Annotated in this window: 10 protein-coding genes and 1 pseudogene; 8 read left to right on the top strand and 3 right to left on the bottom strand. The window is 70.8% G+C overall.

Annotation, left to right across the window (positions count from 1 at the left end; translation table 11 throughout):
• Positions 1-17: 17 nt before the first annotated feature.
• Both OG534_RS10100 and OG534_RS10095 read right to left on the bottom strand, forming a co-directional pair.
• Positions 18-1,607: a TROVE domain-containing protein gene (locus OG534_RS10100; protein WP_326587758.1), complete on the bottom strand. Its 1,590-nt coding sequence runs from the start codon at positions 1,605-1,607 to the stop codon at positions 18-20.
• Positions 1,608-2,135: 528 nt separating this feature from the next.
• Positions 2,136-2,690: an NADAR family protein gene (locus tag OG534_RS10095; protein WP_326587757.1), complete on the bottom strand. Its 555-nt coding sequence runs from the start codon at positions 2,688-2,690 to the stop codon at positions 2,136-2,138.
• A gap of 194 nt (positions 2,691-2,884) precedes the next feature.
• On the opposite strand from OG534_RS10095, the gene OG534_RS10090 reads away from it, so the two are divergent.
• The 8 genes and pseudogenes from OG534_RS10090 to OG534_RS10055 all read left to right on the top strand — a co-directional run bounded on the left by OG534_RS10090 (position 2,885) and on the right by OG534_RS10055 (position 12,683).
• Positions 2,885-4,402 (top strand): gamma-aminobutyraldehyde dehydrogenase, encoded by a 1,518-nt coding sequence (locus OG534_RS10090; RefSeq protein WP_326593541.1) that lies wholly within the window; start codon positions 2,885-2,887, stop codon positions 4,400-4,402.
• Between the two features lie 69 nt (positions 4,403-4,471).
• Positions 4,472-5,722 (top strand): polyamine ABC transporter substrate-binding protein, encoded by a 1,251-nt coding sequence (locus OG534_RS10085; protein WP_326587756.1) that lies wholly within the window; start codon positions 4,472-4,474, stop codon positions 5,720-5,722.
• Positions 5,723-5,849: 127 nt separating this feature from the next.
• The gene (locus OG534_RS10080) at positions 5,850-7,007 is read left to right on the top strand and encodes an ABC transporter ATP-binding protein (RefSeq protein ID WP_326587755.1); all 1,158 of its coding nucleotides are present in this window, start codon (positions 5,850-5,852) and stop codon (positions 7,005-7,007) included.
• Entirely contained in the window at positions 7,004-7,933 is a 930-nt protein-coding gene (locus OG534_RS10075) for an ABC transporter permease (RefSeq protein ID WP_326587754.1), read from the top strand. The genes OG534_RS10080 and OG534_RS10075 overlap by 4 nt, the downstream gene beginning before the upstream one ends.
• The gene (locus OG534_RS10070; protein WP_326587753.1) at positions 7,933-8,739 is read left to right on the top strand and encodes an ABC transporter permease; all 807 of its coding nucleotides are present in this window, start codon (positions 7,933-7,935) and stop codon (positions 8,737-8,739) included. The genes OG534_RS10075 and OG534_RS10070 overlap by 1 nt, the downstream gene beginning before the upstream one ends.
• A gap of 23 nt (positions 8,740-8,762) precedes the next feature.
• Entirely contained in the window at positions 8,763-10,181 is a 1,419-nt protein-coding gene (locus OG534_RS10065) for an NAD(P)/FAD-dependent oxidoreductase (protein WP_326587752.1), read from the top strand.
• A 166-nt stretch (positions 10,182-10,347) separates the two neighbouring features.
• Positions 10,348-10,807 (top strand): annotated as a pseudogene (locus OG534_RS10060) (hypothetical protein).
• 70 nt (positions 10,808-10,877) lie between these two features.
• Positions 10,878-12,683, top strand: coding sequence for a chitinase (locus tag OG534_RS10055; RefSeq protein WP_326587751.1), 1,806 nt, complete (start codon positions 10,878-10,880; stop codon positions 12,681-12,683).
• Here OG534_RS10055 and OG534_RS10050 read toward each other — a convergent pair.
• Complete coding sequence (locus OG534_RS10050; RefSeq protein WP_326587750.1) at positions 12,649-13,446, bottom strand: phosphatase PAP2 family protein; 798 nt, start codon at positions 13,444-13,446, stop codon at positions 12,649-12,651. The two genes, OG534_RS10055 and OG534_RS10050, sit on opposite strands and share 35 nt — an antisense overlap.
• Positions 13,447-13,488: the final 42 nt, after the last annotated feature.

The raw sequence follows: 13,488 nt of genomic DNA, 5'->3' as shown, positions 1-13,488 counted from the left end.
CTGCGAGACCCCTCGGCCTAGGAGACCCAGGGCCAGTCGGCGTTCCGGCCGGCCTCGATCAGGGACACCATCCGGAAGGCCCCGTCGGTGAGTCCGCCGAAGGCGTGCCGGTTCGCGGCGCCGGAGGGCGCGTGGCCCGCCCGGTAGCCGGCCAGGTTCCAGGTGTACACCGGAACGGCGGGCGGCACCTCCGCGGTCGGATCGCCTCCGTAGCCGTACGAGGCGGCCTGCTCGTCGGTGACGATCAGCACCCGGTCGTGGCCCCGGTAGTGCTTCTTCACGGCCGCGGCCGTGTAGGTGCCCCCGAGGTCCCCGAACCGCTCCAGCACCTTCAGCACGGACTCGCCGCGGGCGCAGCGGACCGCCTGGCTGGTCGTACCGAACTGCACCAGGTCGGCCTGCTCGGCCCGCAGCGCCAGCGCCGTCCCGAAGACGGCGGCGGCGTCCGCCCGGTTCAGCCTGGAACGGTCCGACAGCGGCGACCACATCGACCCGGACCGGTCGACGAGCACCAGCGTCCGGCCGGGCAGCGCCGGTACGTTGGCCAGCGAGTGGCCGAGCGCCTGCTCCAGCGGGTACGCCCAGCGCAGCGAGGGCGCGTGCTGATAGGCGGCCAGGTAGCGGAAGGGGAACTGCCGGGACCGGGCGACGGCCTCCGGGTCGGAGATCCGCGCCGCGACCTGCGCGGCCACCGCGTCCGAGACCCCGGCCTGGTCGAAGTTGCGCAGGTTGCGCAGCAGGGCCATCGCGCCCATGGACGGGATGACCGCCTCCCACGCGGCCGCGTCCATCGGCCCCTGCAGCCACCCGGCCAGCGCCTCCCAGGTCATGCCCGCCGCCGCGAGCCGCTCCGCGCCGTCCTCGGCGAGGACGACACCGCGCCGCTCGGAGACCGGCAGCTCCATCAGCGCCCGGTGGGCGGCGAGGGTGCGGTTGCCGGCGGGGACCTGCGCGTCGTCCGGATTGTGCCGGCGGTCGAGGGCGTGACGGAACAGCTCGCCCTGCCAGGGCTTGGCCGGGTCGGGGGAGGCGTGCACGAGGTTGAGGACGTCGCCGAAGCGGTAGGCCTTGGAATCGGTGTCGTACTTCAGCAGCGTGGTGCCGGAGTAGAGCCGGCGTACGGCGTCGGCGATGCCGCGCTTGACGGGCTTGGGCACGCTCCGTCCGTACGTCGCCGTCCAGTACGCCAGCAGCTCACCGGGCTCGTCCGCGCGCCGCAGTACGGAGTCCACGACCTGGCGGTTCGAGGGGCCTTCGGTGGCGCCCGCGTCGAGCCGCGCCTTGACGTACTCGGCCGCGCCGACGAGCGAGGCGGTCCGCATGTTCGCGTCCCCGCGGAGCCAGCCCAGCAGGCCGGCCGTCCACACGGGATCCTCGACGGCCAGGGTGCGTACGAGCGCGGCGAACCGGTCGTCGCGGGCCTCGCCGCTCTCGTACGCGGTGCGCTGCGTCACGAAGTTGGCGACGGCGAGCAGGAACAGCTCCGAGCGCGGGTCGCGCAGGTGGCCCGGTCCGCCCTGGTGGGTGCGGGCACGGCCGGCCGAGCGGACGGGCGAAGTGGGCGCGGCGGGCGCGGACTTGAGCGCGCGCAGGTTGAAACGAGCCATGTGAATCCCCCCGAATTCAAAGGAAGCGGGGGAGGCGTGACGTGCGGGATGCCCGAGATCAGAGGTCGGCGACGGACTAAGTCAGGTGCTCAATCCAGCTGAGCTACCGGCCTGGGCCGGGCGGGATTCGAACCCGCCACCTCCTGATCCGGAAGAAGTAACCGTTGCCTGCGCACCGGGCACCCCGCACGCGGCCTCCCGAGATCAAGGTGGCGGCGGCCTGGAGTTCTTTGCAAAAGAAGGAGCCGCAGCCTGCGCACCGGGAGGTGCGTGACGTAGGTGTCCAGAGAACAAGGCCGGCGAAACCACAAGGTGCTCTACCAGCTGAGCTACACCGGCCTGAAGCCGGTGACGGGACTCGAACCCGCGGCCGCCCGATTATGAGTCGAAGTAGGTCTCGCCTTCGCACCTGGACGAGGATCACGTTAGGCGGAGGGCCCGGGCCCCCGCCACGTATTTACCCTCCGTCCGGACCTCGCCGTCGTCAGCGGCCGGACCCTCGCCGTCGTCAGCGGCGTCGCCGCTCCGTCACGCGCCGTCCTCGCGCAGCCGCTTCCGGGCCTCCATCAGGGCGAAGCCCAGCAGGTTCAGCCCGCGCCAGCGCGCCGGATCCAGGGCGCGCTCGTCGTCGGCGGCCAGCCCGATGCCCCAGATCCGGTCCATCGGGCTCGCCTCGACCAGCACCCGGTCCCCGGTGCCCAGCAGGTACGCGCGCAGCGCCGGGTCGGAGCCGAACTTGTGCACGCTGCCCTCCACCACCAGGGCGAAGCGCTCCCGCTCCCATGTCGCGTTGTCGAAGCCGCGCACGAGGCGCCCGGCCTTCTTCGCCTGCGCCGGGCTCTTCGCCTCCAGCGCGGCCTGCTCGGCCTCGGGGTCCGCGAACAGCCGCGCCTTGCCGGCCATCATCCAGTGCTCGGCCGTGGCGTAACGGACGTCACCGACAGTGAAGGCGGACGGCCACCACTGGCTCAGGCAGCTCGGGCCGAGCTTTCCGTCCGGCCGCGGCCGGTGCCCCCAGAACGGCAGGTACTTCACTCGCTCACCGCGGCTGACCTGCTTGATCAGGCTGTCGATCATCTCCATGCACGCGAGTCTGGCAGTCGCCACTGACACTTCGTACGGGATTTTCGGTGTGCCTCGACACATGGTCGACCGATTCCGTCGCGTAATCAAAAGGCAACAACGGAATCACTTGGCCGAGGGCACTGCCTCTGTCAGGATCGGCACTCAATTCGAGCTGTAGCTCGAACTGTAGCTACGGAGAGCGTGAGAGCGTGATGGGCAACCGCTTCCAGGTCAAAGACCGCTTCGCGGACGGCGCGCAGTATATCGACGGGCACCTGAGGCCGGGCACGTCCGGCCGGTCACACACGGTGATCGATCCGGCGACCGGCGACGAGGTCCTCACCTATGAGCTCGCGAGCACCGCGGACGTCGACGCGGCCGTCGCCGCCGCCAAGCGGGCCTTCCCGGCCTGGTCCGGCGCCACCCCCGGCGAGCGCTCGGACGCCCTGCACCGGCTGGCGGCCGTACTGGCCGAGCAGGCGGAGGAGTTCGCGTACGCAGAGTCCCTCCAGTGCGGCAAGCCGATCAAGCTGTCCACGGAGTTCGACGTGCCGGGGACCATCGACAACACCGCCTTCTTCGCGGGAGCCGCCCGTCACCTCCAGGGACAGGCGGCCGCCGAGTACTCCGGCGACCACACCTCGTACGTACGCCGTGAGGCCATCGGGGTCGTCGGCTCCATCGCGCCCTGGAACTATCCGCTCCAGATGGCCGCCTGGAAGATCCTCCCGGCGATCGCCGCGGGCAACACCATCGTCCTCAAGCCCGCCGAGCTCACCCCGCTGACCTCCCTGATGTTCGCGCAGGCGGCCAAGGACGCGGGCCTGCCCGACGGCGTGATCAACATCGTCACCGGCGCCGGCCGCGAGGCCGGCGAGCACCTGGTCGGCCACCCCGACGTGGTGATGACCTCCTTCACCGGCTCCACCGCCGTCGGCAAGCGCGTCGCCGAGATCGCCACCGCCACCGTCAAGCGGCTCCACCTGGAACTCGGCGGCAAGGCTCCCTTCCTCGTCTTCGACGACGCAGACCTGGAGGCCGCCGCGCACGGCGCCGTCGCCGCCTCCCTCATCAACACCGGCCAGGACTGCACCGCCGCGACCCGCGCCTACGTCCAGCGCCCCCTCCACGACGCCTTCGTCGCGCGGGTGGCCGAGCTGATGGAGACCGTCCGCCTCGGCGACCCCTTCGCGCCCACCACCGACCTCGGCCCGCTGGTCTCCCACGCCCAGCGCGACCGGGTCGCCGGCTTCGTCGAGCGCGCCCGGGCCTACGCCACCGTCGTCACCGGCGGCGAGGTCCCGGCGGGCGACCTGGCCGGGGGCGCGTACTACCGGCCCACCCTCATCGCCGGCGCCGCCCAGGACAGCGAGGTGGTCCAGTCCGAGATCTTCGGTCCGGTCCTCGTCGTCCTGCCCTTCGACACCGACGACGAGGGCATCGCGCTGGCCAACGACACCCCGTACGGACTCGCGGCCTCCGCCTGGAGCCGCGACCTCTACCGGGCGAACCGCGCCACCCGCGAGATCAAGGCGGGCTGCGTCTGGATCAACGACCACATTCCGATCATCAGCGAGATGCCCCACGGGGGCTACAAGGCGAGCGGATTCGGAAAGGACATGTCTGCCTACTCCTTCGAGGAGTACACGCAGGTCAAGCACGTCATGTACGACAACACGGCGGTAGCCGCGAAGGACTGGCACCGCACGATCTTCGGGGACCGACCGTAACCATTCGCGGCCATCGCCGCGTGGGCCCACCGCCTGACCAGCGGTACACCTCCCGAAAGGGCACAGCGCATGGAGCAGTTCGAGCCCGACCGCCTCTCGGCGGCGCAACTCGCCGCGATGCGGCGCAGCCTCACCAGCGGGCGCGGCGCCCTCACCCGCCGCTCGCTGTTGCGCGCCTCCGGAGTCGGAGCGCTCACCCTCGCAGGCATGTCCACCCTCGCCGCGTGCGGAATCCCGCCCGCCAAGCGTGCGGGGGACGCGGCCGTGGCCTCCGACGACCACTCGGACCGGGAGAAGGAGATCAACTTCTCCAACTGGACCGAGTACATGGACACCAGCGAGGACGAGAAGACCCGTCCCACGCTGGAGGAGTTCACCAAGCGGACCGGGATCAAGGTCAAGTACACCGAGGACATCAACGACAACGTCGAGTTCTTCGGCAAGATCAGGCCGCAGCTCGCGGCCGGCCAGGACACCGGCCGCGACCTGATCGTCGTCACCGACTGGCTTGCCTCCCGCATCATCCGCCTCGGCTGGGCGCAGAAGCTGGACCCCTCGCACCTGCCGCACGCCTACGCGAACCTGTCCCCGCAGTTCCGCAGCCCCGACTGGGACCCGGGCCGCGCGTACAGCTACCCCTGGACCGGCATCTCGACCGTCATCGCCTACAACACCAAGGCCACCGGCGGGAAGAAGGTCGACTCCGTCACGCAGATGCTCGACGACCCCACCCTCAAGGGCCGCGTCGGCTTCCTCACCGAGATGCGCGACAGCGTCGGCATGACCATGCTCGACCAGGGCAAGGACCCGGCGGCCTTCACCACCGCCGACTTCGACGCGGCGGTCGGCCGGCTCCAGAAGGGCGTGGACACCAACCAGATCCGCCGCTTCACCGGCAACGACTACACCTCGGACCTCGACAAGGGCGACCTCGCGGCCTGTCTGGCCTGGGCGGGCGACGTCATCCAGCTCCAGGCCGACAACCCGGACATCCAGTACGCGATACCGGCGGCCGGCTACATCACCTCCAGCGACAACCTGCTGGTCCCGGTCAAGGCCCGGCACAAGGCGAACGCCGAGAAGCTCATCGACTACTACTACGAGCTTCCGGTCGCCGCCCAGCTGGCCGCGTACATCAGCTACGTGTGCCCCGTCGAGGGGGTGCAGGAAGAGCTCGCGAAGATCGATGCCGAGCTCGCGGAGAACACCCTGATCGTCCCGGACAAGGCGATGACCGCCAAGTCCCACGCCTTCCGCTCCCTCAGCAGCGAGGAAGAGACGGCGTACGAGGAGAAGTTCGCCAAGCTCATCGGCGCGTAGCCACGGCGTCCGGCGTCCGGCGTCCGGCACCCTGCGTCGGCTTTCCGGCTTCCGGCCTCCGGCTGCGGCGCCTCGCGGCGAACCCCTCCCTTGTCCTCTTCGCCTACCCAACCCCCGGGACCCATCCATGACTGACAAGACCGCGGGCGGCGACGTCCGCCTCTCCGGGATCAGCAAGCACTACGGAACCTTCACCGCCGTGCACCCGCTGGATCTCACCATTCCCCAGGGCTCCTTCTTCGCCCTGCTCGGCGCCTCGGGCTGCGGGAAGACCACCACCCTGCGCATGATCGCCGGCCTGGAGGAGCCCTCCACCGGCACGGTCCACCTCGGCGACCGGGAGGTCACCGACCTGCAGCCGTACAAGCGCCCGGTCAACACGGTCTTCCAGAGCTACGCCCTGTTCCCGCACCTGAACATCTTCGAGAACGTCGCCTTCGGACTGCGCCGCCGCGGCATCAAGTCGGTCAAGAAGCAGGTCGACGAGATGCTGGAGCTGGTCCAGCTCGGCCAGTTCGCCCAGCGCAAGCCGCACCAGCTTTCCGGCGGCCAGCAGCAGCGCGTCGCCGTCGCCCGCGCCCTGATCAACCACCCGCAGGTGCTGCTCCTCGACGAGCCGCTCGGCGCCCTCGACCTCAAGCTGCGCCGCCAGATGCAGCTGGAGCTCAAGCGGATCCAGACCGAGGTCGGCATCACCTTCGTGCACGTCACGCACGACCAGGAGGAGGCCATGACCATGGCCGACACGGTCGCCGTGATGAACGGCGGCCGCGTCGAGCAGCTGGGCGCCCCCGCCGAGCTCTACGAGAACCCGGGCACCACCTTCGTCGCCAACTTCCTCGGCACCTCGAACCTCATCGAGGCCTCGGTGGAGTCCGCCGGCGGCTCGTCCGGCGACGTGGTCGTCTCCGCCTCCGGCACGACACTCCGGCTGCCCGCGTCCCGCTGCGCGACCACCCCCAGCACGGGCGGAAAGCTGCTGGTCGGGGTGCGCCCGGAGAAGATATCCCTGGTCCACGCGGACGAGGAGCACACCATCGCGGCCGGCCGCAACAAGGTCCCCGGCCGGATCGCGGCCTCCTCCTTCATCGGCGTCTCCACCCAGTTCGTCATCGACAGCCAGGTCTGTCCGGAGCTGGAGGTGTACGTGCAGAACATCGAGCGCGACAGCCGCCTGGTCCCGGGCGCCGAGGTGATCCTGCACTGGAACGCGGAGCACACGTTCGGCCTGGACGCCTCTCAGGACATCGACGCCGGTGTCGAGACGGTGGAGGACGGCGCATGACCACCACCGCCGCGCCGCCCAAGGCGCCCGCCCCGGCCGAACCCCCGGTGCACAAGCCGTCGGTACGCAAGCGGATGGTCCCGTACTGGCTGCTGCTCCCCGGCATCCTGTGGCTGCTCGTCTTCTTCGTGCTGCCGATGGTCTACCAGGCCTCCACCTCGGTGCAGACCGGCTCCCTCGAAGAGGGCTTCGAGGTCACCTGGCACTTCCGGACCTACTGGGACGCCTTCACCGAGTACTACCCGCAGTTCCTGCGCTCCCTGCTCTACGCCGGCACCGCGACCGCGCTGTGCCTGCTGCTCGGGTACCCGCTGGCCTACCTGATCGCCTTCAAGGCGGGCCGCTGGCGCAACCTGCTGCTCGTGCTGGTCATCGCCCCGTTCTTCACCAGCTTCCTGATCCGCACGCTGGCCTGGAAGACGATCCTGGCCGACGGCGGCCCGGTGGTCGGTGTCCTCAACAGCATCGGCTTCCTCGACGTCACCAGCTGGCTCGGCATGACCGAGGGGGACCGGGTGCTGGCCACGCCGCTCGCGGTCGTCTGCGGTCTGACCTACAACTTCCTCCCCTTCATGATCCTGCCGCTGTACTCCTCGCTGGAGCGCATCGACACCCGCCTCCACGAGGCGGCCGGGGACCTGTACGCCCGCCCCGCCACGGTGTTCCGGAAGGTGACCTTCCCGCTCTCCATGCCGGGCGTGGTCTCCGGGACCCTGCTCACCTTCATCCCGGCGAGCGGCGACTACGTGAACGCCGAGCTGCTCGGCTCCACGGACACCCGGATGATCGGCAACGTCATCCAGTCGCAGTACCTGCGGATCCTCGACTACCCGACGGCGGCCGCGCTGTCCTTCATTCTCATGGCCATCGTGCTGATCATGGTCACCATCTACATCCGCCGAGCGGGGACGGAGGACCTGGTCTGATGCGCAGTCCCCTCAGCTGGCTCCGGCGCAATCTGATCGTCATCGCGGGCCTCTGCACGCTCGCGTACATGATCCTGCCGAACGTCGTCGTCACCGTCTTCTCCTTCAACAACCCCACCGGGCGGTTCAACTACGCCTGGCAGGAGTTCTCGCTCGACGCGTGGAAGGACCCCTGCGGCGTCGCCGACCTGTGCGGCTCCCTCTCGCTCTCGCTCCAGATCGCCCTGTGGTCCACCCTCGCCGCGACCGCCCTGGGCACCGCGATCGCCTTCGCCCTGGTGCGCTACCGCTTCCGGGCGCGCGGCGCGGTCAACTCGCTGATCTTCCTGCCCATGGCCATGCCGGAGATCGTGATGGCGGCCTCGCTGCTCGCGCTCTTCCTCAACATGGGCATCCAGCTGGGCTTCTGGACGATCCTGATCGCCCACATCATGTTCTGCCTCAGCTTCGTCGTCGCCGCGGTCAAGGCGCGCGTCCTGTCCATGGACCCGCGGCTGGAGGAGGCCGCCCGCGACCTCTACGCGGGCCCGGTGCAGACCTTCATACGCGTGACGCTGCCGATCGCGGCGCCGGGCATCGCGGCGGGCGCGCTGCTGTCCTTCGCGCTCTCGTTCGACGACTTCATCATCACCAACTTCAACTCGGGCAACACCGTCACCTTCCCCATGTTCGTGTGGGGATCGGCCCAGCGCGGTACGCCCGTGCAGATCAACGTCATCGGCACGGCGATGTTCGTCATCGCGGTGCTGGTGGTCCTCGTCGGCCAGATGGCCGGCAACCGCCGCAAGAAGGCACAACCGAAGTAGACCCCTGTAGGGAGTTGGAAGACATGGCCCCAGTCGCCATGCGTAGTGTTGCGAAATCCCTTTCGGAAGCGAAGCCGGTCTCGTACTGGCTGGACGACCCCGGCAAGCCCGCCCCCCGGCCGGCGCTGACCTCCGACGAGCGCTGCGACCTGCTGGTCATCGGAGCCGGTTACAGCGGGCTGTGGACCGCGCTGATCGCCAAGGAGCGCGACCCCGAGCGGGACGTCGTGGTGATCGAGAGCAAGGAGGCGGGCTGGGCCGCCTCCGGCCGCAACGGCGGCTTCTGCGCCGCCTCCCTCACCCACGGGCTCGGCAACGGGCTGGCCCGCTGGCCCGGCGAGCTGGCGAAGCTGGAGGAGCTGGGCGCCCGCAACCTCGACGCCATCGAGGAGGCCGTCGCCCGTTACGGCATCGACTGCGACTTCGAGCGGACCGGCGAGATCGACGTGGCCACCGAACCGCACCAGGTCGAGGAGCTGCGCGAGCTGCACGAGGAGGCGCGGCGCCTGGGCCTGGCCGACGGCTCCGAATGGCTCGACCGCGACGCGGTGCGCGCCGAGGTCGACTCCCCGACCTTCCTCGCGGGCCTCTGGGACCGCGACGGCGTCGCCATGCTCAACCCGGCGAAGCTGGCCTGGGGCCTCAAGCAGGCCTGCCTGGACCTCGGGGTGCGGATCTACGAGAACACCCGCGGCCTGAAGATGGCCCCGGCCGGACCCGGCATGACCGTGCAGACCCCCTACGGCACGATCCTGGCCCGCCGGGTCGTCCTGGGCACCAACATCTTCCCGTCGCTGGTCAAGCGGATCCGCCCGTTCACCGTCCCGGTCTACGACTACGCGCTGATGAGCGAGCCGCTGGACGAGGCCCAGCTGGCCGCCATCGGCTGGAAGAACCGGCAGGGGCTGGGGGACAGCGCCAACCAGTTCCACTACTTCCGGATCACCCGCGACCACCGGATCCTGTGGGGCGGCTACGACGCGATCTACCCCTACCGGGGCAAGCTCGACTCCGAGTACGACCACCGCCCCGAGACCTACCTCAGGCTCGCGGAGCACTTCTTCACCGCCTTCCCGCAGCTGGAGGGGCTGAAGTTCAGCCACGCCTGGGGCGGCGCGATCGACACCTGCTCGCGCTTCTCCGCCTTCTTCGGCACCGCGCACTCCGGGAAGGTGGCCTACGCCGCCGGCTACACCGGCCTCGGGGTGGGCGCCACCCGGTTCGGCGCCGAGGTGATGCTGGACCTGCTGGACGGGCTCTCCACCGAGCGCACCCGGCTGGAGATGGTGAAGTCCAAGCCGATGCCGTTCCCGCCCGAGCCCTTCGCCTGGACCGGGATCGCGCTCACGAAGTGGTCGCTGGCCCGCGCGGACGCCCGCGGCGGCCACCGGAACCTGTGGCTCAAGGTGATGGACAAGCTCGGTCTCGGTTTCGACAGCTAGCGGCCGGCCCTCACCGCACACCTCACCGCACGCCCCCGGCGCACACGGCCGGTCACCGCGTGACCCGGTTCACTACTACGGAGTAACGAAACCCGCGTCATACCCGCGCCCGGCCCCGCTCTCTCCAGGTGAGGACCCCTCACCTACGGCGAACGGAGGCCGGGCGATGACGATCCCGGGGGCCAGGACGGCAGTGGAGTGGCTGGTGTCGGTGGCGCCGGACCCCGATACCTGCCGGTGGGAATGGGAGCGCAGCCCCCTCGGGGTCGTCCTCCTGCCCGCCGGCCGGTACTGGGACGTGCTGATCCTGCCCGGGGAGCTGGGGCAGACCACCCTCGACGTGCTCCGTCTGCTCCTCGACCGGCCCGGTGCTCGCCGACTTCGGTGACTCGCGGCTGGGCTTCTTCGTGCCCGCGGGCACCGCGTCCCGCTGGCTGGGGACGGGCGTACGGGGCGCCGGGCCCGGGACCTGGATCGTCGTTCCGTACCCGGGCCGGGCGACCGGCGGGGTGCGCTGGCTGGTGCTCCCGGACGGGCGGGGCACCCTCACCGACCCGGCGGTGCTGGAGCTCGCGATGCACGAGGCGGCCGCGCGCGTGGTGGCGAAGGAGGGCCGGAAGTCTTGACAAGGGCATTGGTCTGGACCATCTTGGGCGCCGCTGACCCCCTCCATCCCCCCATGCACCGGAGGCAGTTGTGCGCAGAGCCTGGTCCTTCCTTACGGCCGCCGCACTCGCGGTGGCCGGCTTCCTCGCCGCGGGCCCGCCGGCCGCGGCGGCGGACGCCGACCTGATACGCAACGGCGGCTTCGAAGCCGGCCTCGACGGCTGGAGCTGCTCGGGCGGCAGCGGAGCCACCGTCACCACGCCCGTGCACGGCGGGGTTTCCGCCCTCCGGGCCACCCCGGCCGGCCAGGACAACGGCCGTTGCTCCCAGAGCGTCACCGTCAAGCCCGACGCGACGTACACGCTCGGCGCCTGGGTGCAGGGTGCGTACGTCTACCTCGGCGCGACCGGGACCGGCACCACCGACGTGTCGACCTGGACGCAGACCCCGGGCGCGTGGAAGCAGCTGACGACCACCTTCCGCACCGGCCCGTCGACGACCTCGGTGACCGTCCACACCCACGGCTGGTACGGCCAGCCCGCCCACTTCACCGACGACCTGACCCTGGTCGGTCCCGACCCCGGCGGCCCCGGCCAGCCCCAGCCCCCGGCCGCCCCCACCGGCCTGACGGCCTCCGCGACCTCGTCGAGCTCGGTCTCCCTGGCCTGGTCGGCGGTGCCCGGGGCCACGTCGTACACCGTCCACCGGGACGGCGCGGGGCCCCTCTCCGTCACCTCCGCCTCGGCGACGGTCACCGGCCTCGCCGCGTCCACCGCGTACACCTTCCGGGTCAGCGCCTTGAACACGGCGGGCGAGTCCCCGAAGAGCGCGCCCGTCTCCGCGACCACGACCGGCGGCGGGGGCGGAGGCGGCGGAGGCCTCCCCGCGCACGCGCTGGTCGGCTACCTGCACGCGAGCTTCGCGAACGGCTCGGGCTACGTCCGGATGGCCGACGTCCCCGCCTCCTGGGACATCGTCAACCTCGCCTTCGGCGAACCGACCTCGGTGACCTCCGGCGACATCCGCTTCCGGCTCTGCCCGGTCGCCGAGTGCCCGAACGTCGAATCCCCGGCCGAGTTCAAGGCGGCGATCAAGGCCAGGCAGGCCGCGGGCAAGAAGGTGCTGATCTCCATCGGCGGCCAGAACGGCCAGGTGCAGCTCGCGACGACGGCCGCCCGCGACGCCTTCGTCTCCTCCGTCGGCGCGATCATCGACGAGTACGGCCTCGACGGCCTCGACATCGACTTCGAGGGCCACTCCCTCTCCCTGGCCACCGGGGACACCGACTTCCGCGCCCCCACCACCCCCGTCGTCGTCAACCTGATCTCGGCCGTGAAGACCCTCAAGGCCCGGTACGGCCCGGACTTCGTTCTGACCATGGCCCCGGAGACCTTCTTCGTGCAGCTGGGCTACCAGTTCTACGGCTCCGGCCCGTGGGGCGGCCAGGACCCGCGCGCCGGCGCGTACCTCCCCGTCATCCACGCCCTGCGCGACGACCTCACGCTGCTGCACGTCCAGGACTACAACTCGGGCCCGATCATGGGCCTCGACAACCAGTACCACTCCATGGGCGGCGCGGACTTCCACATCGCCATGACCGACATGCTGCTCACGGGCTTCCCGGTCGCCGGCAACACCGCTCGCGTCTTCCCGGCCCTGCGCCCGGACCAGGTGGCCATCGGCCTCCCGGCCACGGCCAACGCGGGCAACGGCCACACCGCGCCCGCCGAGGTGAACAAGGCCCTGAACTGCCTGACGAAGAAGACCGACTGCGGGACCTACCAGACCCACGGCACCTGGCCCGGCCTGCGCGGCCTGATGACCTGGTCGATCAACTGGGACCGCTTCGGCGGCTGGGAGTTCAGCCGGAACTTCGACGGGTACTTCGGCGGCTGACCGGCCCGCGCCGGACGGCCAGGCCCACGCCGAGCAGCAGCGGCGCGCACAGCAGCAGACTGGCCAGCACGTCCAGCGGCCAGTGCCACCCCCGCAGGATCAGCCCGACGGCCGTCGCCCCCGTGAGCACCAGGGCGACGGCCGTCGGCCATGCCCGGTGGGTGTACGGGCGCACGAGCAGCGCCGCGCCGATGTACGCGACGGCCGCCGTGGCCGTGTGGCCGGAGGGGAAGTAGCCGGCGGCCCAGGGCTCCAGGGGGCCCGGCCGGGCGGTCCACAGCTTGAACGGGATGACCACGGCCGGCACCAGGGCCATCGCCAGGCCTGCGGCGCCGGCGGCGAGGAGCCGGCCGCGCCGGGCGGCGTAGGCCATGGCCAGCGCCAGGACGGGCAGGGCGACCGGGATGTTGCCGAGGTCCGACAGGCGTTCGGTGACGGAGTCCGGGACCGTGCTCACCAGCGCGCGGCTCAGGGCGCGATCCGGCGCCAGCAGCGGGCCGGAGACCAGCACCTGCCAGGTGACCAGGGAGAAGAGGAGGCCGCAGAGCGCGGCGATCAGGAGAGGAGTGGCCGGCCGTCCCGGAACAGGGGGGATGGTTCCGGGACGGCCGCCCGGATCGGGTTGCCGCGCGCCCCGGGGGGTTTGGGGCGGGCGGCTGTCCGATCGGTGAGGAGTGTGCGCGAACGCATGCCCAGTACGGCGCTGGGGAAGCCCGGTACTGGTGTCGCCCTCGGTTTCCCGTGAGCGGGGTGTCTCACTCATCTGCAGAAACCGTACGGCAGCGAAAGGGGGACCGACAGCAGG

It is taken from the genome of Streptomyces sp. NBC_01294, from assembly GCF_035917235.1.
GTDB classification, from domain to species: domain Bacteria; phylum Actinomycetota; class Actinomycetes; order Streptomycetales; family Streptomycetaceae; genus Streptomyces; species Streptomyces caledonius.
This window is presented reverse-complemented; position numbering and strand designations above follow the sequence as displayed.

Excerpts from the sequence above, each read along its gene's own strand:
- OG534_RS10100 (WP_326587758.1), bottom strand. The coding sequence starts at position 1,607 with ATGGCTCGTTTCAACCTGCGCGCGCTCAAGTCCGCGCCCGCCGCGCCC.
- OG534_RS10080 (WP_326587755.1), top strand. The coding sequence starts at position 5,850 with ATGACTGACAAGACCGCGGGCGGCGACGTCCGCCTCTCCGGGATCAGC.
- OG534_RS10075 (WP_326587754.1), top strand. The coding sequence starts at position 7,004 with ATGACCACCACCGCCGCGCCGCCCAAGGCGCCCGCCCCGGCCGAACCC.
- OG534_RS10095 (WP_326587757.1), bottom strand. The coding sequence starts at position 2,690 with ATGGAGATGATCGACAGCCTGATCAAGCAGGTCAGCCGCGGTGAGCGA.
- OG534_RS10090 (WP_326593541.1), top strand. The coding sequence starts at position 2,885 with ATGGGCAACCGCTTCCAGGTCAAAGACCGCTTCGCGGACGGCGCGCAG.
- OG534_RS10070 (WP_326587753.1), top strand. The coding sequence starts at position 7,933 with ATGCGCAGTCCCCTCAGCTGGCTCCGGCGCAATCTGATCGTCATCGCG.
- OG534_RS10050 (WP_326587750.1), bottom strand. The coding sequence starts at position 13,446 with ATGAGTGAGACACCCCGCTCACGGGAAACCGAGGGCGACACCAGTACC.
- OG534_RS10085 (WP_326587756.1), top strand. The coding sequence starts at position 4,472 with ATGGAGCAGTTCGAGCCCGACCGCCTCTCGGCGGCGCAACTCGCCGCG.
- OG534_RS10065 (WP_326587752.1), top strand. The coding sequence starts at position 8,763 with ATGGCCCCAGTCGCCATGCGTAGTGTTGCGAAATCCCTTTCGGAAGCG.